This is a genomic window from Mesonia mobilis DSM 19841 (assembly GCF_000423405.1).
Taxonomy (GTDB): domain Bacteria; phylum Bacteroidota; class Bacteroidia; order Flavobacteriales; family Flavobacteriaceae; genus Mesonia; species Mesonia mobilis.
Genome location: NZ_AUHX01000004.1, coordinates 76,427 through 97,649 on the forward strand (window position 1 = coordinate 76,427; position 21,223 = coordinate 97,649).

Below are 21,223 nucleotides of genomic sequence, written 5' to 3' on the forward strand. Positions count from 1 at the left end.
CCCGATCGAAATGATCGGGATTTTTTGTTTGAATTCTATTTTAAAACTATCTCGTAAGCTTTTTATACTTAATACGTTTTGGCATCACATCGCCACCTAAACGTTTCTTTTTATTCTCTTCATAATCAGAGAAGCTACCTTCAAAGAAATATACCTGAGAATCACCTTCAAAAGCTAAAATGTGCGTACAAATACGATCTAAGAACCAACGGTCGTGAGAAATAACTACCGCACAACCGGCAAAATTCTCTAAACCTTCTTCTAAAGCTCGAAGCGTATTTACATCTAAATCGTTGGTAGGCTCATCTAATAATAAAACGTTACCTTCTTCCTTTAATGTCATCGCTAAGTGAAGACGGTTACGCTCACCACCAGAAAGCATATTCACCTTTTTATTCTGCTCGCTACCGCTAAAGTTAAATCTACTTAAGTAAGCTCTAGAATTTACTTCTCGACCGCCCATCATAATTAATTCTTGCTCATCGCTAAAGTTTTGCCAGATCGTTTTTTCAGGATCGATATTTGAATGACTTTGATCTACATACGCGATCTTTGCCGTCTCTCCTACTTTAAAATCTCCTTGATCGGGTTGCTCTTCTCCCATGATCATTTTAAAAATAGTGGTTTTACCGGCACCATTCGGACCAATAATTCCAACAATACCTGCTTGCGGAAGTTTAAAGTTTAAATCTTCATATAATAATTTATCGCCAAAAGCTTTACTTACGCCATTCGCCTCGATCACATTCGTACCTAAACGCGGACCATTCGGGATGAAAATTTCTAGCTTTTCATCCATTTGTTTTTGGTCTTGGCTCGCTAACTTATCATAATTATTTAAACGTGCTTTTTGTTTAGCTTGTCTTCCTTTCGGCGCCATTTTAACCCATTCTAACTCTCGCTCTAAAGTTTTTTGGCGTTTAGAAGCTGCTTTTTGCTCTTGCGCCATACGCTTAGATTTTTGATCTAACCAAGAAGAGTAATTTCCTTTCCATGGGATTCCTTCTCCACGATCTAATTCTAAAATCCAGCCCGCTACATTATCTAAGAAATAACGGTCGTGCGTTACCGCGATCACCGTTCCTTTATATTGTTGTAAATGATGCTCTAACCAATGTACCGACTCAGCATCTAAGTGGTTGGTAGGCTCATCAAGTAATAAAATATCCGGTTCTTGTAATAACAAACGGCAAAGTGCCACACGACGACGCTCACCACCAGAAAGTACCCCTATTTTCTTATCGGCTTCCGGAGTACGCAACGCATCCATAGCAATCTCTAATTTAGTATCGATTTCCCAAGCATTAGAAGCATCGATCTCATCTTGCAATTGCGCCTGACGATCCATTAACTTTTGCATCTTATCGGCATCTTCGTAAACTTCTGGTAAGCCAAATTGATCGTTGATCGAGTTGTATTCATCCAAAATAGCAACCGTTCCGGCAACACCTTCTTTAACTACTTCTAAAACCGTTTTTTCTTCGTCAAGTTTTGGTTCTTGCTCTAAATAACCTACCGAATACCCTTGAGAAAAAACCACATCACCTTGATAGTTTTTTTCTTCTCCGGCAATAATTCTTAATAAAGTCGATTTACCGGAACCATTTAGACCTAAAATTCCAATTTTAGCTCCGTAAAAAAAGCTTAAATAAATGTTCTTTAAAACAGGAGTATTTGCGTTTTTATACGTTTTTGTCACTCCCGACATCGAGAAAATCACTTTCTTATCGTCTGACATATTTCTTTTCTTCTGTTAGTTTATAAAATTTTAAATGGCGTTTGCTGCGCACCGCGCTATTCGCTATATCTTTTTTTGCGACTTATAAAAGCAAAAAAAGGATGCCGCTACTATCGCTAACGCAAAAATACAAATTTAGAATAACCGAAATTCTATTTTCTTAAGAATATAGATCTAGTAGTCTAAGCACTACTAATAACTGACCGGTATGGTAAGCATTATGCTCTACAATAAGCATAATTTCTCTAAAAAGCGTATGCTCTTTACTATTTTTAATCGTGGTATTTAAATTAGTTTCCGGTCTTTCGATGAGCTCGATAAGCTCCTTTCGTTCTTTAAAAAACTTATTTTTTAAATCTTGCCAAGCTTGCTCATTTTTTGGGCATTGTACTTTACACCAATAACCATCTGGCCATTGTGGTGCCAAGTAATCTTCATCTAAAATGTAATTTAGAATATCTTGTTGGGCAAAAACTATGTGATAAAACAACTCGTAAAACGAATAAGGTAATCCATCGGGCCTCACTCCTAGTTGATCGTATTCTACTTCTTCTAGAATTTGATCTAAAGGTGTAAAAGCCTCTCCTCCTTCTAAGTGTCTAATGAGTTGTTCTTTCATATATATAATTCTGGGTGATCGATTTATAGTTATTATTTAGTAATAAACGCTATATGATTATACTCTTCCTTTTAAGGCGTTAAAAACCCAAGCGACTGCTAAAAAACCAACACCTACCGCACCAAAACCATAACCGGCTATTTCTCTATATTTAAATGCCGCAAGTGCAATTAAACCTAAACCTACAATTATCATTATAAATGTGGCCCAAGCCAACACTGTGTTTTTATTCATACTCATATTTATCTTGTTTAAGGTCTTACAAAAAGCAATTACAAATTTATAATATTATTAATAGTTTTCTTCTTTATTAAGAAATTGAAATTAAATCTCAGCTTTTACTCTTCATTTTTATAAATTTCTCACTTTTTGCTTTAAAATTTAGTTATAAAAATGATAAGCTTTTTGTATTTTCGTTACCAAAAATAGAAAAGCGTGAGGGATTGAGCGGCATGTTTAAGCTCTTTTTATTTTAAATAAAATAAAAAAGCGAGTAGCGAAAGCCCGACCCGTTAGGGACACGCCCTAAAAATATTAGTGAATGGATTTAAAATTCAACAAAAACGAAGATCATAATAAATTATTAGTTTCAGATTTGCGCAGCAGGCTCGCCAAAGTAAAATTAGGCGGTGGCGAAAAACGCATTGAAAAACACCACGCAAAAGGCAAAATGACCGCACGCGAGCGTATTAATTTCTTACTGGACAATCCTGAAGATGCTGTAGAAATTGGTGCTTTTGCCGGCGACGGAATGTACCAAGAACACGGCGGTTGCCCTAGTGGGGGCGTGGTGGTAAAAATTGGTAAGGTTTCTGGTAAACAGGTAATCGTGGTGGCGAATGATGCTACGGTAAAAGCCGGAGCTTGGTTCCCGATTACCGGAAAGAAAAATCTACGTGCGCAAGAAATCTCGATCGAAAATAAATTACCGATTATTTACTTGGTAGATAGCGCCGGTGTTTACCTGCCAATGCAAGATGAAATTTTTCCGGACAAAGAGCATTTCGGAAGAATTTTTAGAAATAACGCGGTAATGAGCAGCATGGGAATCACTCAAATTGCTGCCGTGATGGGAAGTTGTGTTGCCGGCGGTGCGTATTTACCGATCATGAGCGACGAGGCTTTGATCGTTGAAAAAACAGGAAGTATTTTCTTGGCAGGAAGTTATTTGGTAAAAGCTGCCATTGGAGAAAGTATTGATAATGAATCTTTGGGCGGAGCCACAACGCATTGTGAAGTAAGCGGCGTAACCGATTATAAGGCCGAAGATGATAAAGATGCGCTCACCAAGATTAAAAATATTATGGATAAAATCGGTGATGCAGATACTGCCGGTTTTAACCGAAAAAAGACGGCGAAACCAAAATTAGATCCGAAAGAGATTTTTGGTCATTTACCCGCTAAAAGAAGTGACCAATACGATATGATGGAAATTATTAATCGTTTGATTGATAATTCTGAATTTGAAGAGTATAAAGCCGGTTATGGGCAAACTATAATTACAGGTTATGCCAGAATTGATGGTTGGGCTGTCGGGATTGTTGCCAACCAACGTAAAATCGTAAAAACCACCGCTGCAAAAACTAAACCTACTGAAATGCAGTTTGGCGGAGTAATTTATTCTGATTCGGCAGATAAAGCTACTCGATTTATTGCCAATTGTAACCAAAAGAAAATTCCGTTAGTGTTTTTACAAGATGTGACTGGTTTTATGGTAGGAAGTAAAAGTGAACACGGTGGTATTATTAAAGATGGTGCAAAAATGGTGAATGCGGTGAGTAATTCAGTTGTTCCTAAATTCACAGTTGTGGTAGGGAATTCTTACGGAGCCGGAAATTATGCGATGTGCGGAAAAGCCTACGACCCGAGATTAATTGTGGCTTGGCCAACCGCTGAATTAGCGGTAATGAGCGGAAATTCTGCTGCAAAAGTTTTACTCCAGATTGAAACTGCGGCTTTGAAGAAAAAAGGAGAAGAAATTACGGAAGAGAAAGAAAAAGAACTTTACGATAAAATTAAAGCAGATTACGATAAGCAAATAAGTCCGTATTACGCAGCAGCACGTATTTGGACCGATGCCGTGATCGACCCATTGGATACCCGGAAATGGATTTCAACCGGAATAGAAGCTGCCAACCACGCTCCGATCACTAAAGATTTTAATTTAGGAGTGATCCAGACTTAATATTCGATTGAAAAAAATTTTAGATATAACCGCCATTTTTCTCACGAAAAATGGCGGTTTTTGTTTTTGATTAATGATAAGCCTAAAATTTTCATTTTAGTGATTTATTATTCATTGAGAGTTCTATAAAATATTTACGGGTAACCGTAAGATAAATACAAATACTTATAATATATTTGGCATCATTTTTTAACAAGATTTATTATGAAAAAATTTTACACAATTTACCTTTTAAGCTTTTCGATGCTATTCTTTTCTTGTTCAGACTCTACTGAAGATGAATTTGAAGAAGTAAATGAAGACGCTGCAGAACTTTACTTAGAAAAGATTGTAATTGAATTACCTAATAACGAAGGTACAGAAACCGTAAATATTAATTATGACCAAGATGGCAAAGTTACTAGCGGAAATAATTCTGATGGTGCGGTCTTTTTAAATTACCAAGAATCTGGAGATCTAAATTCTTATACCGATAATAACGAAACCATAAGTATGAGTGAATTGTACCAGGCTCCTTACGATGCATTTGAAGTAGGGCAAATTATATCTTACTACGACAACGGAAATGTTGAAAATATTGAAGTTATTGATGACACCAGCTATCCTGAACAAACTTTATATGGAACAATTACTTACGACACTAACCCAAGCGCTTATTTTTATACATTGAAGGCTGCCGGAATTTTAGATGTTTTAGACAGTGTTGACTTGAATTTCGGTTTGCAAGCTGAAGAAATTATCAAAGCAAGAAACCTTCTTCCTTATAACAACATTACTAGTATGATCTTTGAGAATGCCGAAGGATTAACTCAATACGAAGTCCACATAGATTATACATATAATAGTGATAATTATCCTATCGCTGCTATAATTACAGCCACTTCTACAGAAAGTACCGATGTTACTGAAGTAACTTACACTTACAGGTAACCTATAAATCTGGTCTTTATTATAAACTAAAAAAGCGATGCTGAATTCAGCATCGCTTTTTTTTAGATCTGTAACGTATTAAAAAAATCTTTAAAAAATTAAGAATTCTATAACATTTTAATATATTAGTAGCCGTTAACCTCAACTACTACTTATGAGAAAAACTCTACTTGCGTCGACAATTTTATTGTCTTCACTTTACACCTTTAGTCAAGAAAAGGTTGAATATATTGATACAGAAGAAATTATTACCGAAGGCTTTGTTTTAGCTGAAGAAGGCAATGTTGATGAAGCGCTTGAATTGTTTAATAAAGTCAACAAAAACGATTCATTATACCACGCATTGAGTGTAACCAAATCTTACTTCTTATTAAATAATGATAAAAATGATGAAGCCATCGATGTATTGAATGAAGCATTACATTCAGATTATTATGAAGATCGTGCTTCCTTCTTCGTGAATAAGGCCAATGCATTATCTAATAAAAAAGAGTTAGGATATTAGGATATGTTTGCTAACTCTATTTTTATTTATTCATTTCCTCTTGAAAGTGTTTCTCTAGAAATTGCTTTTCTTTCTTATTTAATTCATCAACTAATCCTATTGGACCGCAAAAACTAATATCTTCATCATCTTTATGTACATAAACTGTTAACGGATAGCCTTTCTGAATTTCATACAAAGAATAAAAGCCTTTAATTTCTAATAGATCTATAGGACCTACCTTAAATTATTAATCTAACTTACAACTACCTAATAAAAACAGGTTCGTTTTCTTTTTGAGTATGTTCTTCACTAAATTTATAACCATCATAATCGAAACCTTTAAGATCATTTAAGGTTTTAGCATTGGTATCGATAATATATCTAGACATTGAACCTCTTGCTTTTTTAGCATAAAAACTGATAATTTTTAATTTACCATTTTTAAAGTCTTTAAATACCGGAGAAATCACTTCTGCTTTTAAATTCTTTTTATTGACCGCTTTAAAATATTCGTTACTGGCAAGGTTTATAAAAAGTTCATCATCTTCTAGCTCATCATTTAATGATTGAGTTACTTGCTCTTGCCAAACTTCATAGAGATTTTCATGAGTTTCGATAGAAAGCTTGGTTCCCATTTCTAATCGATAGGGTTGAATTAAATCTAACGGACGCAAAATACCATACATTCCCGATAAAATTCTTAGTGTATTTTGTAATAAATCGATCTTGCTTTCTTCGATAGTATAAGCGTCTAAACCGGTATAAACATCACCTGCAAACATGTAAGCTGCGGGGCGTGAATTTTTCTTAGTATGCTCTTCTTCAAATTCTTGGTAACGAGTGTAATTTAAATCGGCTAACTTATCGCTGATTCCCATAAGCTCAAAAATCTCTTTCTTCGACATTCTGGCTAATTTTCGATTTATTTTTGCAGCCTGTTCTACAAACTTAGGTTGTGTACCACGAGTAGTTGGTAATTTACTTTCTTGATCTAAAGATTTTGCAGGTGAAACTACTATTTTCATCAATTTAATTTTGAAGTAAAAATAAAATTATTGATAGCAAAAGCCTATCGATTTTCGTGATTTTTAACAATCAAATCATTATCAAAAACTATCACATTAATTTTCGCTGAATTTTTTTGCAATAGGGATAGTAGCAAGCTACCGTGTAGCGCGAATAGCCCGACCCGAAGTTTACGGAGGGTATTGCCCAGATTAGTGGTTAGTGGTTAGTGGTTAGTGGTTAGTGGTTAGTGGTTAGTGGTTAGTGGTTAGTAAAATTAAAAAAGAAGCATTTTACAATACTTCTTTTTGGTTTTTTGCATAGTTGCGCCACTTCTCGATACACTGCTGAATATCATCTGGAATATCGGTATTAAAGCTCATCCATTTTTTGGTGGTTGGGTGTTCAAAACCTAATGTTTTTGCGTGTAATGCTTGACGCGGCAATACTTTAAAACAATTATCTACAAATTGTTTGTACTTGGTAAAAGAGGTTCCTTTTAAGATTTTTTCACCGCCATAACGTTCATCATTAAAAAGCGTATGGCCAATATATTTCATATGCACACGAATTTGGTGCGTTCTCCCTGTTTCTAACTTACAAGAAACCAAAGTAACATATCCAAATCGTTCTAAAACTTTGTAGTGCGTAACGGCAGGTTTTCCGTTTTCGGCTTCATCACCTTCAAACACGATATTTTGCAAACGATTTTTTGGGTTCCTACCAATATTGCCTTCGATCGTGCCTTCATCATCTTCTACATTTCCCCAAACCAAAGCGACATATTCACGCTCGCTGGTTTTATGAAAAAATTGCTGCGTAAGGTGCGTCATCGCGTTTTCGGTTTTGGCGACAACTAGGAGTCCGCTGGTATCTTTATCGATTCGATGTACCAAACCGGGACGTTCGCTACTGTTATTCGGTAAATTCTCAAAATGATAAACTAACGCATTAATTAGCGTTCCCGAATAATTACCGTGACCGGGATGCACCACCATTCCTGCCGGTTTATTAACGACTAAAAGCGCATCATCTTCGTAAACTACATCTAACGGAATATCTTCTGGCGTCAACAAATATTCATACGGCGGATGCTCAAAAAGCACCTTTACCTCATCGCCGGCTTTTACGCGGTAGTTTTGTTTTACGGTGTTTCCGTTTACAAATACATTTCCGTTTTTAGCGGCTTGCTGAACTTTATTTCGAGTCGCATTCTCCACAAAATTCATTAAAAATTTATCTACTCTTAAAGGTTCTTGTCCTTTAGATGCGGTAAAACTATAATGTTCGTATAAATCGTCGCTGCCGTTATCTTCTTCTATTTTTCCTTCTTCGATCATATATTCAACTACTCTACACTATTATAATTTTGAGTTCCGTCTCCTAAAACCATATCGATCTTAGCAGTTTTTCTCACTTTATCACCGGCTTTTAGAGGTTTGCCTTTATAAGATAATTCTAATACTACATTTTCTGCAAAATCGGGTTTAAAAGAAATTTCGCCAATTTCAAAACCTAAGGATAATAATTTCGATTCGATCTGGCGTTTGGTAATTCTTTCAAATTCGGGAATCTCCAGTTTTGGATAGTCTGAAGGATTGAGCTTAATATAAATTTTTCGATTTTCTTTTACATATTGTCCGGCTTCAGGCGTTTGCTCGATCACCGAATATTTAGGAAAATCTGGATTATAATTAGCAGAATCTAAGATCACTTTTCTTAAATCCATCTCTTCTAATTTTTTATCGACGATATCTAACGACAATCTCGATAAATCGGGCACTTCTATTCGTTGGTCGTGATTAGTGGTACTGTCTAGCCATTGCATGGCTCCCAAAACTAACACAACGATCACAACAATAGCGATACCAATTTGAATTAGAAATGTCTTGCTGAAAATGAATTTAAAAAAGCTCATTATTATTGATAAATTATTGCACAAAGATATAAAAACACCTGTATTTTTGTGATAAATAATACACGGCTTATTTTACAAACGTAACGAGCAGATAAAAAGTTTATGATGAAAAGAAAAATTGCCATCGCCATGGGCGGCTATTCTAGCGAATACAAAATTTCTCTAAATAGCGGTGAGTTGGTTTATAAACATACCGATCGAGATTTATTTGAGCCTTACCGCGCTCATATTTTAGAAGAGGGTTGGTTTATCGTGCTCGATAATGGTGAGAAATTGCAGATTAATAAAGCCGATTTTTCTGTTGAAATTGATAATGAAAAAATCACTTTCGATAGCGTTTTTAACATTATTCACGGTACGCCGGGAGAAGACGGAATTTTTCAGGGTTATCTAGAAATGCTCAATATCCCGCAAACGGCTTGCGATTATTATCAAGCGGCACTTACGTTTAATAAACGTGATTGTATAAGTATTCTTCGCGCTTATGGTATTAAAACGGCAAAAAATTATTTTTTAAATAAAGGTGATGAATACCACGAAGATGAAATTATTGATCGAGTTGGTTTACCTTGTTTTGTAAAAGCGAATAAAGCCGGAAGTAGCTTCGGAATTTCTAAAGTGAAGAAAAAAGAAGACCTCGCAGCAGCGATTAATTTTTCTTTTGAAGAAGATGAAGAAGTAATTATTGAATCATTTCTAGATGGAACCGAAGTTTCTGTAGGAGTGATCCAATATAAAGGAGAAGTTTTACCATTACCGGTGACCGAGATTATTTCTGAAAATGAATTTTTCGATTATGAAGCGAAATATTTAGGAATGTCGAAAGAAATTACCCCGGCGAATATTTCTGAAGAAGATCGTATAAAAGTACAAAACCAAGCCAAGCGTATTTTTCAGGTGTTGAAGTTAAAAGGCCTTACGAGAGCTGAATTTATTTTTCACGAAGGAGAACCTCACTTTTTAGAAGTAAATACTAATCCCGGTTTAAGTGAAGCGAGTATTTTACCGCAGCAAGCCAAAGCAGCCGGCATTAGCCTTAAAGATTTATTTACCAATGTGATCGAAGCTTCGCATTCTTAAGAATTGCTTATCTTCACTAAAAATGTTTGGTTGAAATTATTTTTAAAATTCCAACTAAAGAAAAAAGTAACGTTGTGTTGAAACTAATTTCAGCATCACATCACTAAAATAAAAATTATGAAACGAGCGGTTTTCCCGGGTTCTTTTGACCCTTTAACCTTAGGACATTACGATATCATTGAACGCGGACTCAAACTTTTTGATGAAATTATCTTGGCTATCGGTGTAAATGCCGACAAAAAATATATGTTTTCGCTGGAACGACGTCTTCAGTTTTTAGAAGAGACTTTTAAAGATGAACCGAAAATTAAAGTAAAAACTTATGAGGGCTTAACCGTAGATTTCTGTATGAAAGAAAATGCAGATTTCATCTTACGTGGACTTCGAAACCCTGCCGATTTCGAGTTTGAAAAAGCCATCGCACACACCAATCGAAAACTTCAAAAAATTGAAACCGTTTTCTTACTTACTTCTAGCGGTAAAAGTTATATTTCTTCTTCCATTGTTCGAGATGTGATTCGAAATAATGGGGATTACACCTTACTGGTTCCCGATGCAGTTAGGGTTTAGGAAAGTGGTTAGTGGTTAGAGGTTAGAGGTTAGAGGTTAGAAAAATACATTATGCTGAACTCGATTTCAGCATCATATCAATATAATTCTTAAAAATCTGGATGAGATCCTAAATCAAGTTTAGGGTGACGTATTGTATTCCATTAAATATAAATTCAACTCTTCGTCATGCTGAACTTGATTCAGCATCGCATCAATATAATTCTCAAATATCTGGATGAGACCACAAATCAAGTTTAAGGTGACGGTTATATTAAGCGATTAAAAATTACTGCATATACTTTTTCAAAATCGAAATGTGCTCTTCTTTAGTTTGGTTGTAATTGGTTTGTACGAGAACTTCATTATTTTCATTAAATACAATAAAATCTGAATATCCCATTTCTTTATAATCACAACTATCACAAATATTTAGAATCGTCTTTTTAAAAAACCCCAACAACGGCTTATCTTTTATAATATAAAATGGCTCTTCATAACCATAATAAAAAAGATGGTCTTCTAAATCTTGCTGTTTTTTTTCTTTGTTATTTGTAACAACAAATAGATCAAAGTTTTTTTGAGTTGAATTTTTATACAATTTATCTAAATCCGGAAAAATATCTCTACTTGCCAGACAAAATTGATCGAATATAAAAGCTATTTTGTATTCTTTTTCGCTCTCAAAAATTTCTGCTTTTAATTCTTCCAGCTCCATAAGCTGAATATTGGTTTTAAACACCGCATTTTGAGCAGTTATAGAATAACAAGCAGTAAATAAAAAACTAATGATAAATAAATACTTCATCACTTTAGAATTTATTCACCCCAACTTCGATTCACATTTTCTAGCACAAATTTTCGCATATAAGGTGAAAGCTCCCAACGCTCTTGCAAATCGATATTCAACAAGATGATTTGAATATTTTCTCCTTTTGCTTTTTGTCGCAAAAGCACATTGTACCATTCACTATAAATTTCTATAAGTTGTTCTGTTTGTTCACTTTCAATCAGATCCCAATTCACTACAAATGTATAATCGTAATTTTTGGGATCTTCGTAATCATTTCCAGTTTTATAGTGAACAATTTTTGAGGTCCAAAAATCTAGGCTAGGCTCATTTTTCTCTGGCCTTTTTCTAATTTTTTTAAAATTCGCTAATTTCTTTTCTGAAGTTATATTGTTTATAGACTCTAAAAACTGCCCTTCCGCATTAAATACGTAAATTCTAGGCGAACGAAGAAATTTAGATTCAGAATAAGGTCTAAAACTATTTTCAAAATCTTTAGTGATATAAATATCTTCTTCTTGAAATGGAAGTTCGTACCTTTCAATATAAGCATCTAAAGAATCTGAATTTTTAAAATTGTAGGTGTATTCTTCTTGAGCAAAAATTGGTAATGCTATTAGATAAAATAATAAGATGATTTTTTTCATTTCTTTTTCCAGGCGTTAACAATCTTCAATACGTTTTCACGAGATTCTTGTGACAAATCCCATTGATCCTGTAAATCGATATTCAACAAAACTACTTTAATATTTTCACCATTATCTTGATGTCTTTTTAATACATCATACCAATGGTTTATCAATTCTATACTTTCTTCATCATTATGTAGAAAACCCCAATTAAGTACGAAATAAAAATCAGAATTACGCTCTTCTAATATTTGTTTTGAATTGAAGTGAATCAATTTTTCTCTCCAAAATTTTAAATCAGGATAATCTTTATTCGGTTTACGATTTATCTTTTTAAAATTTGAAAGTTTTTTTTCTGCGTTTGCATTATGGATAAAATCTAGATAATTACCTTTAGAGTTAAATACATAAATTACTGGAGATTTTAAGTAACCTTGACTATAAGTTTTAAAACTTTCTAAGTTTTTCAGAACGTAAATATCTTGATTCTCAAAAGAAAGATTTTTGACTTTAATGTAATTTTCGATTGAATCTGATGAAATAAAATTAATTTCTGAATCAACTTGAGAAAACCCTAAATTAAAAAACAAAATTGATAGTAATGTATATATTATTTGAATATTCATAATAAACAAGCTAAATTTTATGTTGTCCGATCTACTCGGAAAACAACTGCTGCTAATATATAATTAAATTGAATAAAATATAAAAAAAATATTTTATTTTACTTTCACCAAGCTAACGGAAGTTACAATTGTTTTTTCACTTGTAATACTTGGGTAAATTCTGCATTCAAAGAAGCTAAGCTAAAAGCTTGCTTATGGACGCCTTTCGATTTCGGATTATTAAATAAATATACTGATTGAAAATTAGAGGTTGAACTTAATTAACTCCGTTGACTCTTCGATTTCTAAATTACAAAAATATAATTCTGAAATATCTGGATGAGACCCTAAATCAAGTTTAGGGTGACGTATTGCACTCTATTAAATATATATTCAACTGTACGTCATGCTGAACTCGATTCAGCATCGCATCAACATAATTCTTTAAAAAATCTGGATGAGACCCCAAATCAGTTTTGGGGTGACGCTTTATAAATGTTAACTTAAAACAAATACTTCACTCCTACTCCGCCGTAAAAATTGCGATCGTTCCCAGGATAATAGTAGCGTGGTTCGCTATTACCAAAACCTACCGCATTGGGTAAAATGCTTACCGCATAATGTTCGTCTAACAAATTATTGACTCCGACATTTAGATTAATTTCAAAATCTTGAAACAGCTTAAAATCATAAGCAGCTTTTAAATTGATGAGCTGATAATTTTCGCTGAATAAAGAATTCGCGTCATTCAGAGGTATTTCTGAAACGAATAAAGCATTGCTAAAAAATCGGAATCCGCTTTCGGTGACGAGATCGATTCCTAGATTTATTTTTTGATCGGGAACTCCGGTGAGGTCGTTGCCACTGTAATCTTCTCCTTCATCTACAAATTCATCAAACTTATAGAAATTGAAATTTGCCGATGCGTAAGGCTGTAGGCTGATTTTTGGAGAAAGTTGCCAGTTATATTTCAGCAAAACTTCAATACCGTTATGATCGGTTTTCCCGGCATTAGCTCCTACATATTGATCTTCTGCCACGCGTTCTGCAACCAAGAGATCATTCACCTGAATAGAATAAATAGCAATTTCTGAATATAAATTTTTAAACCAATTCCCTTTAAACCCAACTTCATAATTCCAACCGATTTCAGGTTTTAGCGTGGTATTAATTAAACCTTGCGGAGTTAGAGTTTCATCGACCGTTGGAGTTGAAAATCCTTTTGAAACATTTACATACAAATTTTTAGTGGAAGTTAATTCATATAAAGCGGCGACTCTTGGTGACCAAATCGTTTCAAACTGGTAATCGCCGGTTTGGTCGATGTCATCTTCCGCATAAAAATCGGTTAAACTATAATCGGTTACATTCGCATTTAAACCTCCTACTAATTTTAACTTCGGAAGAACTTGTAAATTCAACTGCGCAAATAGATTATAGTAATTTCTATCTTGTTCAAAATTGGTTATTTGATTGCCACGAACACTTCCTTGATCGGGAAAATCTTCATATAAATTTTCATAATTGCTTCCGTCGTAATTTTCACTTAAAAATTCTGCGCCCAGACTTGCTTCCGCAGGAAAAGAAAACAATTTGGTGCTATAATTAAAACGAGTTCTTGCGCCTAAACCAAAACTATTTTCTTTTAAAATATCGAAGGGTCTCGGCTCGTAAGCATCTCTGCTATTGATAAAAACACTAGTCGTATTTTCAAAATTCTCAGTAAAATGCTGCGTGTACGAAAGACCCATCACAAAACGATCGTAAGATTCGTAACCTTGCGCAGAACGCCAAGTAAAAGCGGCAGATTCAGGATTTTCTTCAAATGCAGTTTTGCCAATAGAACTAGGGATAAAAGCTTTTAAACGTGTAAAATTTCCGAGGAAACTTAAAGCGGAATGCTCGCCTGAATAGATCGTTCCGTTAAAATGGAACGATTTTCGATCGTAATCAGAATTGTCGCGATAACCTTCACTTTGCAAATGATTATAAGTCGCAAAAAGTGATTTTTTTTCATCTGTATAACCTACGCTCAGCGTGTTTTTTTGCATTTGATAACTTCCGAAGCTACTGGAAATTTTTGCGAAAGATCGTTCTTTACCCGGCTCGTAAGCAAAAAGATGCAAAACACCACCTAAACCGGAACCATATAAACTAGAATTTGGTCCTTTAATAATTTCTACACTTTCGATAGCTTCTAAATCTATGTCGTTGATGGCAGTTTGCCCATCGCCTGTGGTAATCGGAATTTCGTTAAAATAAGCTTTGAGTCGATTAGTGCCGTATTGCGCGCGAGCACCGATACCGCGAATAGTAATTCGATTGGTATTTAAAGCTCCTTCTTGCGTGTAAACTCCGGGAACACGATTAAATGAAGCACTTAAAAGCGTTGGAGAATTTCTGTTAAGTTCTTCTTGTTGAAGTTGATTGACAGCGGCGGGAGTTTGTTTGAGTTCAGCTTGTATGCTGGTTCCTTTTAAAATAACTTGCGGCAATGCTGTACTATCTAAAACAGGCTCAAGATTTTCTTCTTGAGCCTGTAAGTTAATAGAGCAAATACCTAAAATTAGAGCGGTAATTGCGTAATATTTCAAATTTATTTGGGAATTGAATTAATGTTTATTCGTATGAAACTTTCCAAATGATTCCGGCATCATCATCGTTCACTAACAACGAACCGTCTGGAGTTTGCGTAACGCCTACGGGCCGACCGTGAACCTCAGAACCATCTTCATTGGCGATAAAACCGGTTAAGAAATCTTCTGGCTCTTGTGGATTTCCTTCAGCATCGAAAGGAATAAAAACTACTTTATAACCGGCAAGTTTAGACCTGTTCCAAGAACCGTGCTGACCGATAAATGCTCCGTTTTTATATTTCTGCGGAAATTTATCTTTTGTATAAAATTCAATACCTAAAGAAGCTGTATGCGAACCTAAAGGAACATCTGGAACGATGGCTTTATCAACCATATCTTGATGCGGATCGTCTTCCCAACGCGGATCTTTTATTTGCCCATAATAAGAATATGGCCATCCATACCAACCACCTTCTTTCACGCTTGTTGCATAATCGGATACTAAATTATCGCCTAATTTATCGCGTTCGTTAACCGCTGCCCAAAGTTCTCCGGTCACTGGATTCCAATCGATACCTACCGGGTTTCTTAAACCAGCAGCATAAACTTTTTCGCCAGTTCCGTCAGGATTAATTTCTAATATATTCGCTCTTCGTTTCTCTTTTTCCATACCGTGTTCGCCCACGTTACTTGAAGAACCAACTGTAATGTATATTTTTGATTGGTCTTTATTGGTAATAATATTACGCGTCCAGTGGTGGTTATAACCTCCGGCAGGGAGATCGATCACCACTTCTGGTTCTGCAGTGATTTTAGTTTGGCCTTCTTCATAAGGAAATTTTACCAACTCATCGACATTAGCGACATAGAAATAACCATCTAAGATCAACATCCCAAAGGGTTGATTAAGGTCTTCTAAAAATGCAAAACTCTCATCTGGGTAACCGTCGCCATCATTATCACGAAACATCGTAATTCTGTTTGCACTTTTGCTGGCATCATTGGTTTCAGCTACAAAATAATCGCCATTATCTGCGATGTACGTCCAACGAGGATGCTCTAGATCATCGGTAAAACGAGTGACGGTAAATCCGTTAGGAGCAGTTGGTGATTCCCGCTGATCCCAATTAATAATCTTACTTTCTAAACGAACAGATTCTGTATTAAATGCCGGAGGAAGCATTAGTTCTCCAATAGCAGTTTCTACGGTCGTGTAAGTGCTGTCTTCAGCTATTTCTTTTTTTGTTTCAGAAGAAACTTTACGTTCTCCCATGCAACTTGTTAGGAGCAAAGTCGAGCAAAGAAAACTCGATAAAATTAGTGGTAGTTTTTTCATCATTGTAGTATTTTGCTCTAAAATAATTGATAACTCAAGGAAGTTAAAACCTAAGCACCACATTAATATATGTTTAACAGGTTTTTACAGGTTTGGTTAATTCACGATTTAATAACTTTTCAATTAGAAGTATAATCTTCGTATTTTTGAAATCTACAACCAATTATTCTATCTATGCGGTATTTGCTTTTATCTATTTTACTAATAACACTTTACAGTTGCGACCTTTCTAAATATAAATTGGTAAAAGAATATGATTTAAGTACAACCTATGAGAAATCTCAAGGAAAAGAAACTGCCACCTATAATGAGGTGATTCGTTTTTATGCTGAATTAGACGATGCTTTTTCTAGTGTTTCATTTATAGAATATGGTGAAACCGATAGTGGAAAACCGCTTCATTTAGTCATTTTTAATCCTGATGCCGAATTTGATCCGGAATATTTTCCTGAAGAAAAACAAGTGCTACTTATTAATAACGGAATTCATCCTGGCGAGAGTGACGGAATCGATGCCACGATGTTATTGTTTAGAGATTTAGCGCAAGATTCGATACCAATTCCTAAAAATACAATTATTGCTACCATTCCTGTTTATAATATTGGTGGTGCTTTAAATAGGAATACCTCTACTCGAACCAATCAAAACGGACCGGCATCTTATGGTTTTAGAGGCAATGCCAGAAACTACGACCTTAATCGAGATTTTGTAAAAGCAGATACCAAAAACACCAAAGCTTTCTATAAAATTTTTCAAGCTTTAGATCCAGATGTTTTTATTGATAATCACGTGAGTAACGGCGCCGATTATGAATATACGTTAACCCATTTACTTACCCAACATAATAAATTAAATGGTGAATTAGGCAATTACCTGCATCAAGAATTTATGCCGGCTTTAGAAGATAGTTTAGCTAATAAAAACTGGCCTATCACACCTTATGTAAATGTCTTTAACGAAAGTCCGGAAGTTGGTTTTGCTCAATTTAACGACTCGTCAAGATATTCAACAGGATATGCTACCATGTTTAATAGCTTAGGAATGATGCTCGAAACGCATATGCTCAAACCTTACGCTCAACGTGTAGAAGGTACTTATGAATTTATGAAAACCACCATTAGCATTATCGATAAAAATTCAACTAAAATTTTAAAAGCGAGAGCGAACAATAAAACACAATTTGCCGCTGCAAAAGAGTATTTTTTGAATTATGAAATAGATAGCAGCAAAACTTCAACCTTACAATTTAAAGGCTATCAAGATACCCTTGTAAAAAGTGAAGTAACCGGTTTAGATCGTTTACAATACAACCGAAACAAACCTTACACCAAAGAGGTGACGTACTACAATTATTTTCAACCAAAGGACACGGTAAATGTACCGAAAGCTTATGTGATTCCGCAAGGCTGGTGGCAAGTGATCGATTTATTAAAAGCAAATCATATTGAAATGCAAAGGCTCGAAAAAGACACTATTTTTAATGTAGAAGCTTATAAAATAACCGACTATAAAACGAGACAAAACGCTTACGAAGGTCATTACCAACATTACGATACCAAAGTTGAAGCTTATACAGAAAAAGTGAGATTTAGAGCTGGTGATTTTGTTGTTTCAACTCAACAAGAGGGAATTCGTTATTTATTAGAAACTTTAGAACCTATCGCTAATGATTCTTTTTTCAACTGGAATTTTTTCGACACCGTTCTTCAGCAAAAAGAGCATTTTTCACCTTATGTTTTTGAAGATAAAGCGTTGCAAATTTTGAGTACAGATTCTATATTAAAACGCAATTTTGATTCGATTAAAAAAGCAGATCGAAACTTCAGCAAAAATTGGTACAGCCAATTAGATTGGATCCATAAACATTCTGAACATTACGAAAAGTCACATTTACGATACCCGATTTTTAGGATGCTGAATTAAATATTCTTTCGGGAACAAAAGTTTTATATTTTCATAAGATTGCTTGAGCGCTTCTTGGCTTTTTTCAAAGTCTTTCCATTCGACTTTGGTGATGCCTTCTTTTTCCTGCGGAATTAATTCACCATCAAAATCGGTCGTCATCTCAAACCAGAAAGTTTCCTTCAGCTTATACTTCCCTTTTCGTTTTAAAATATGATAGGTAGTTTTTAAAAACTGACTAATTTCTAGTCCTTCCACCATTGTTTCTTCTTCTACTTCACGAATAGCAGTTTCTTCAATAGTTTCTTTCTTTTCAGCTTTTCCTTTGGGCAAATCCCAACGATCGTTACGGTAAATAAATAAAATTTCGCCTTTAGGATTATACACCAAACCACCACCGGCAACAATCGTTTTTAGCTTTTTCTTTAAGTGTTTTAAAAGCTTCTCTTCCTTTTTGTGATACAGGTTAACATAAAGTAACTCGCCTTTAGCCACTTTCTTAATTAACTTTTTTATCTTCACCTTTTTAATAGGAATCGATGTATATTGAGTTCCAATTTCTTTTTCTGTTGAAAGAATTATTGGCACGTCATTCACAAAAACTTTATACATTTGCAGTATGATTTTAGAAAAAGAAACAGCCAAAAAAACAGCCGAACTTTTATTGCAAATTAAAGCAATAAAATTAAATCCGCAAGAACCTTTTACTTGGGCAAGCGGATGGAAATCTCCAATCTATTGCGATAACCGTATCGTTTTATCGTATCCGCCAATTCGAAATTACATTCGAGAAAACATCGCAAAGCAAGTAGAAAAGATCTACGGAAAGCCCGATGTAATTGCCGGTGTAGCTACAGGAGCCATTGGGATCGGAATGTTAGTTGCCGAGTATTTAGGTTTACCGTTTGTTTATGTTAGACCTGAAGCAAAAAAACACGGACGACAAAACCAGATCGAAGGTCATTTAGAAAGCGGGCAGCACGTTGTGGTTATTGAAGATCTAATAAGCACCGGAAAAAGTAGTTTAAATGCAGTAAAAGCTTTAAAAGAAGCTAATGCTACTGTAAAAGGGATGATCGCTATTTTTTCTTACGGTTTTGATGTTGCTGAAGAAAATTTTGAAAAAGAACATTTACACGTAAATGTGTTGAGTAACTACGAACATCTTATTGAGCAAGCCGTAGAAACTAGTTATTTAAATAAAGATGAAGCCTCTACCTTAAGAAGCTGGAGACAAGATCCTGCTAATTGGTCACCAAAATAAAAACTATGCATTTAGAAAGCGAAACAACAACGGTAAATAAAAGCCAACAAGAGGTTTTTGAATTTTTAACCAACGTGCATAACTACGAAAAGATTATGCCCGAAAGCATCGAAAAATTTGAAATTAAAGGAGACGATAGTTTTCTTTTTCAGTTGAAAGGGATGCCGGTAATTGGTTTAAAAATGCAAGATAAAACGCCTTATCATGCTGCAACCTTAGGTTCGATGAGCGATAAATTTGCTTTCACTCTAAAAGCAGATATTCAAGAGGTCGATGCAAATACTAGTAAAGTTCAGCTGGTTTTTGATGGTGAATTTAATGCGATGATGGCGATGATGGTTAAAGCGCCACTAAAGAAATTTATAAATACATTGAGCGAGAATTTAGGAAAGCTCTAATAGAGTAATTTAATTTCTTTTATATCAAACTCTAATTCTACTTGGTCTTCAAACAACACGACTAATCGTCCTTGTTTGGAGACTTTTTTAATGATGCCTGTTTTTCTTCTTCCGTCGGGAAATTCGAAGGTTGAAGCTTTTTCTAACCGAAATAAATGAGTGTAATATTCTGCCAAGATCGCTTCAATACTCCAATCTTTTTTATCGTAGATATTTTTTTCAACCGTAGTTGTGAGTTGCTTCAATAAATATTCTAGATCAAAATGAACACCGGTAAGTTTTTTTAAGGAAGAAGCTTGCGCTAAATTTCCGTAATCGGTCTGGTTCACGTTTAAGCCAATCCCGATGATCGAGCTCCCTACTCTGCCATTAATTAAGATATTTTCAATTAAAATTCCGCAGATCTTAAAGTTTTCTGCCAATATGTCGTTTGGCCATTTTATCTTCAGTTTCGGGATTTGGTGTTTTTTTAATACTTCAACAATACTACAAGCAACGATTGCGCTTAACTTAAATTGCTCTTCTATTTTTAGATGCAGATCGTTTAAAAGTATGCTGAACGTAAGGTTTTCTCCTTTTTTGGCCGTCCAAGAAGCTCCCATTTGCCCCTTGCCTTTGGTTTGTTCTTCGGTAACTACATAGCAATTTTCGATGTCGGGCTGGTCTCTAAAAAGTTCTCTTAAAAACAAGTTGGTAGAATCGGTGGCAAGGACTTTGATACTTCGCATGTGAGATTAATTGAGAGCGCTTGAAATAATGTTTAAATAAGCACGCAAAAAAAGCGCAAAAAATAATAACTTTGCGTAAAATAATTAAAATTTAATGGTAAAAAAAGAAAATAACGCAGACCAACTGATTACACATATACTGAAGGGGATTGAAGAGGTTAAAGGAAAAGATATTCAGATCTTAGATTTAAGAGAAATTGATAATACGGTTTGTGACTATTTCATTATTTGCAATGGTACTTCAAACACACAAGTAAACGCCATTGTAAACTCTATCCAAAAAACCGTGAGCAAGGCAATTAAAGACAAACCTTGGCACGTAGAAGGTACCGAGAATGCAGAATGGGTACTTATTGACTACGTAAATATAGTAGTTCACGTTTTCCAAAAACACATTAGAGAATATTACGATATCGAAAGTTTGTGGGGAGACGCAAAAACCACTACTATTGAAACCAATTACTAAAATTTCTATTAGAAAATA

At 34.8% G+C, this 21,223-nt stretch carries 23 protein-coding genes; 10 read left to right on the top strand and 13 right to left on the bottom strand.

The features are described 5' to 3' along the window. Positions 1-46 precede the first annotated feature (46 nt). From ettA to G551_RS16640, 3 genes are all read right to left on the bottom strand, one after another. Positions 47-1,738, bottom strand: a complete 1,692-nt coding sequence (ettA, locus tag G551_RS0102985) for an energy-dependent translational throttle protein EttA (protein WP_027884175.1) — start codon at positions 1,736-1,738, stop codon at positions 47-49. Between the two features lie 160 nt (positions 1,739-1,898). After that, the gene (locus G551_RS0102990) at positions 1,899-2,357 is read right to left on the bottom strand and encodes a DinB family protein (protein WP_036243216.1); all 459 of its coding nucleotides are present in this window, start codon (positions 2,355-2,357) and stop codon (positions 1,899-1,901) included. Positions 2,358-2,414: 57 nt separating this feature from the next. Further along, the gene (locus G551_RS16640) at positions 2,415-2,591 is read right to left on the bottom strand and encodes a CAL67264 family membrane protein (protein WP_169558806.1); all 177 of its coding nucleotides are present in this window, start codon (positions 2,589-2,591) and stop codon (positions 2,415-2,417) included. A 307-nt stretch (positions 2,592-2,898) separates the two neighbouring features. On the opposite strand from G551_RS16640, the gene G551_RS0103000 reads away from it, so the two are divergent. The 3 genes from G551_RS0103000 to G551_RS0103010 all read left to right on the top strand — a co-directional run bounded on the left by G551_RS0103000 (position 2,899) and on the right by G551_RS0103010 (position 5,977). Then, on the top strand, positions 2,899-4,542 hold the full coding sequence (locus tag G551_RS0103000; RefSeq protein WP_027884177.1) for an acyl-CoA carboxylase subunit beta: 1,644 nt from the start codon (positions 2,899-2,901) through the stop codon (positions 4,540-4,542). A gap of 204 nt (positions 4,543-4,746) precedes the next feature. Continuing rightward, the gene (locus G551_RS0103005) at positions 4,747-5,472 is read left to right on the top strand and encodes a hypothetical protein (RefSeq protein ID WP_027884178.1); all 726 of its coding nucleotides are present in this window, start codon (positions 4,747-4,749) and stop codon (positions 5,470-5,472) included. 154 nt (positions 5,473-5,626) lie between these two features. Next, entirely contained in the window at positions 5,627-5,977 is a 351-nt protein-coding gene (locus G551_RS0103010; RefSeq protein WP_027884179.1) for a hypothetical protein, read from the top strand. A gap of 245 nt (positions 5,978-6,222) precedes the next feature. Here the strand turns inward: G551_RS0103010 and yaaA are convergent, their stop codons facing one another. From yaaA to G551_RS0103030, 3 genes are all read right to left on the bottom strand, one after another. After that, entirely contained in the window at positions 6,223-6,984 is a 762-nt protein-coding gene (gene yaaA, locus G551_RS0103020) for a peroxide stress protein YaaA (RefSeq protein ID WP_027884180.1), read from the bottom strand. 273 nt (positions 6,985-7,257) lie between these two features. Further along, positions 7,258-8,304, bottom strand: coding sequence for an RluA family pseudouridine synthase (locus G551_RS0103025; protein WP_027884181.1), 1,047 nt, complete (start codon positions 8,302-8,304; stop codon positions 7,258-7,260). 8 nt (positions 8,305-8,312) lie between these two features. Further along, positions 8,313-8,882, bottom strand: a complete 570-nt coding sequence (locus tag G551_RS0103030) for a PASTA domain-containing protein (RefSeq protein WP_027884182.1) — start codon at positions 8,880-8,882, stop codon at positions 8,313-8,315. A 105-nt stretch (positions 8,883-8,987) separates the two neighbouring features. Here G551_RS0103030 and G551_RS0103035 point away from each other — a divergent pair, with 105 nt between their 5' ends. Both G551_RS0103035 and coaD read left to right on the top strand, forming a co-directional pair. Continuing rightward, a complete protein-coding gene (locus G551_RS0103035; RefSeq protein WP_027884183.1) occupies positions 8,988-9,962 on the top strand; it encodes a D-alanine--D-alanine ligase in 975 nt (324 codons plus the stop codon). Positions 9,963-10,079: 117 nt separating this feature from the next. Further along, positions 10,080-10,532 carry a pantetheine-phosphate adenylyltransferase gene (gene coaD, locus G551_RS0103040; RefSeq protein ID WP_027884184.1) on the top strand — a complete coding sequence of 151 codons (453 nt, stop codon included), beginning with the start codon at positions 10,080-10,082 and terminating at the stop codon, positions 10,530-10,532. Positions 10,533-10,800: 268 nt separating this feature from the next. Here coaD and G551_RS0103045 read toward each other — a convergent pair whose 3' ends face one another. From G551_RS0103045 to G551_RS0103055, 3 genes are read right to left on the bottom strand one after another with little or no spacing between them, the layout of a single operon-like run. Continuing rightward, complete coding sequence (locus G551_RS0103045) at positions 10,801-11,319, bottom strand: hypothetical protein (protein ID WP_027884185.1); 519 nt, start codon at positions 11,317-11,319, stop codon at positions 10,801-10,803. A gap of 11 nt (positions 11,320-11,330) precedes the next feature. Further along, on the bottom strand, positions 11,331-11,948 hold the full coding sequence (locus G551_RS0103050) for a hypothetical protein (RefSeq protein ID WP_027884186.1): 618 nt from the start codon (positions 11,946-11,948) through the stop codon (positions 11,331-11,333). Further along, positions 11,945-12,556: a hypothetical protein gene (locus tag G551_RS0103055; protein WP_027884187.1), complete on the bottom strand. Its 612-nt coding sequence runs from the start codon at positions 12,554-12,556 to the stop codon at positions 11,945-11,947. The genes G551_RS0103050 and G551_RS0103055 overlap by 4 nt, the downstream gene beginning before the upstream one ends. Positions 12,557-12,646: 90 nt before the next feature. Between G551_RS0103055 and G551_RS16360 the strand changes: the two genes are divergently transcribed. Further along, the gene (locus tag G551_RS16360) at positions 12,647-12,796 is read left to right on the top strand and encodes a DUF2459 domain-containing protein (protein ID WP_229797307.1); all 150 of its coding nucleotides are present in this window, start codon (positions 12,647-12,649) and stop codon (positions 12,794-12,796) included. 242 nt (positions 12,797-13,038) lie between these two features. Here the strand turns inward: G551_RS16360 and G551_RS0103060 are convergent, their stop codons facing one another. Both G551_RS0103060 and G551_RS0103065 read right to left on the bottom strand, forming a co-directional pair. Next, a complete protein-coding gene (locus tag G551_RS0103060) occupies positions 13,039-15,129 on the bottom strand; it encodes a TonB-dependent receptor family protein (RefSeq protein WP_027884188.1) in 2,091 nt (696 codons plus the stop codon). Between the two features lie 25 nt (positions 15,130-15,154). Then, positions 15,155-16,447 (bottom strand): PQQ-dependent sugar dehydrogenase, encoded by a 1,293-nt coding sequence (locus G551_RS0103065; protein ID WP_027884189.1) that lies wholly within the window; start codon positions 16,445-16,447, stop codon positions 15,155-15,157. A gap of 174 nt (positions 16,448-16,621) precedes the next feature. Between G551_RS0103065 and G551_RS0103070 the strand changes: the two genes are divergently transcribed. Continuing rightward, complete coding sequence (locus G551_RS0103070) at positions 16,622-18,370, top strand: M14 family metallopeptidase (protein ID WP_027884190.1); 1,749 nt, start codon at positions 16,622-16,624, stop codon at positions 18,368-18,370. Here G551_RS0103070 and G551_RS0103075 read toward each other — a convergent pair. Next, entirely contained in the window at positions 18,338-18,961 is a 624-nt protein-coding gene (locus G551_RS0103075; protein WP_027884191.1) for an NUDIX hydrolase, read from the bottom strand. The two genes, G551_RS0103070 and G551_RS0103075, sit on opposite strands and share 33 nt — an antisense overlap. Before the next feature lie 7 nt (positions 18,962-18,968). Between G551_RS0103075 and pyrE the strand changes: the two genes are divergently transcribed. Then, positions 18,969-19,613, top strand: coding sequence for an orotate phosphoribosyltransferase (pyrE, locus tag G551_RS0103080; RefSeq protein WP_027884192.1), 645 nt, complete (start codon positions 18,969-18,971; stop codon positions 19,611-19,613). 5 nt (positions 19,614-19,618) lie between these two features. Next, positions 19,619-20,011, top strand: a complete 393-nt coding sequence (locus tag G551_RS0103085) for an orotate phosphoribosyltransferase (RefSeq protein WP_027884193.1) — start codon at positions 19,619-19,621, stop codon at positions 20,009-20,011. Here G551_RS0103085 and G551_RS0103090 read toward each other — a convergent pair. Continuing rightward, on the bottom strand, positions 20,008-20,739 hold the full coding sequence (locus G551_RS0103090; protein ID WP_027884194.1) for a biotin--[acetyl-CoA-carboxylase] ligase: 732 nt from the start codon (positions 20,737-20,739) through the stop codon (positions 20,008-20,010). The two genes, G551_RS0103085 and G551_RS0103090, sit on opposite strands and share 4 nt — an antisense overlap. 94 nt (positions 20,740-20,833) lie before the next feature. Here G551_RS0103090 and rsfS point away from each other — a divergent pair, with 94 nt between their 5' ends. Further along, a complete protein-coding gene (gene rsfS, locus G551_RS0103095) occupies positions 20,834-21,205 on the top strand; it encodes a ribosome silencing factor (protein WP_027884195.1) in 372 nt (123 codons plus the stop codon). The last annotated feature ends 18 nt before the right edge of the window (positions 21,206-21,223 follow it).

Bases quoted from the DNA above. Each gene is read 5' to 3' on its own strand.
- G551_RS0103065 (WP_027884189.1), bottom strand. From the start codon at position 16,447: ATGAAAAAACTACCACTAATTTTATCGAGTTTTCTTTGCTCGACTTTG.
- G551_RS0103090 (WP_027884194.1), bottom strand. From the start codon at position 20,739: ATGCGAAGTATCAAAGTCCTTGCCACCGATTCTACCAACTTGTTTTTA.
- G551_RS0103075 (WP_027884191.1), bottom strand. From the start codon at position 18,961: ATGTATAAAGTTTTTGTGAATGACGTGCCAATAATTCTTTCAACAGAA.
- G551_RS0102990 (WP_036243216.1), bottom strand. From the start codon at position 2,357: ATGAAAGAACAACTCATTAGACACTTAGAAGGAGGAGAGGCTTTTACA.
- G551_RS0103070 (WP_027884190.1), top strand. From the start codon at position 16,622: ATGCGGTATTTGCTTTTATCTATTTTACTAATAACACTTTACAGTTGC.
- ettA (WP_027884175.1), bottom strand. From the start codon at position 1,738: ATGTCAGACGATAAGAAAGTGATTTTCTCGATGTCGGGAGTGACAAAA.
- G551_RS0103035 (WP_027884183.1), top strand. From the start codon at position 8,988: ATGAAAAGAAAAATTGCCATCGCCATGGGCGGCTATTCTAGCGAATAC.
- pyrE (WP_027884192.1), top strand. From the start codon at position 18,969: ATGATTTTAGAAAAAGAAACAGCCAAAAAAACAGCCGAACTTTTATTG.
- rsfS (WP_027884195.1), top strand. From the start codon at position 20,834: ATGGTAAAAAAAGAAAATAACGCAGACCAACTGATTACACATATACTG.
- G551_RS0103010 (WP_027884179.1), top strand. From the start codon at position 5,627: ATGAGAAAAACTCTACTTGCGTCGACAATTTTATTGTCTTCACTTTAC.
- G551_RS0103085 (WP_027884193.1), top strand. From the start codon at position 19,619: ATGCATTTAGAAAGCGAAACAACAACGGTAAATAAAAGCCAACAAGAG.
- G551_RS0103045 (WP_027884185.1), bottom strand. From the start codon at position 11,319: ATGAAGTATTTATTTATCATTAGTTTTTTATTTACTGCTTGTTATTCT.
- G551_RS0103025 (WP_027884181.1), bottom strand. From the start codon at position 8,304: ATGATCGAAGAAGGAAAAATAGAAGAAGATAACGGCAGCGACGATTTA.
- G551_RS0103030 (WP_027884182.1), bottom strand. From the start codon at position 8,882: ATGAGCTTTTTTAAATTCATTTTCAGCAAGACATTTCTAATTCAAATT.
- G551_RS0103005 (WP_027884178.1), top strand. From the start codon at position 4,747: ATGAAAAAATTTTACACAATTTACCTTTTAAGCTTTTCGATGCTATTC.
- G551_RS0103000 (WP_027884177.1), top strand. From the start codon at position 2,899: ATGGATTTAAAATTCAACAAAAACGAAGATCATAATAAATTATTAGTT.
- G551_RS0103050 (WP_027884186.1), bottom strand. From the start codon at position 11,948: ATGAAAAAAATCATCTTATTATTTTATCTAATAGCATTACCAATTTTT.
- yaaA (WP_027884180.1), bottom strand. From the start codon at position 6,984: ATGAAAATAGTAGTTTCACCTGCAAAATCTTTAGATCAAGAAAGTAAA.
- coaD (WP_027884184.1), top strand. From the start codon at position 10,080: ATGAAACGAGCGGTTTTCCCGGGTTCTTTTGACCCTTTAACCTTAGGA.
- G551_RS0103055 (WP_027884187.1), bottom strand. From the start codon at position 12,556: ATGAATATTCAAATAATATATACATTACTATCAATTTTGTTTTTTAAT.
- G551_RS16640 (WP_169558806.1), bottom strand. From the start codon at position 2,591: ATGAATAAAAACACAGTGTTGGCTTGGGCCACATTTATAATGATAATT.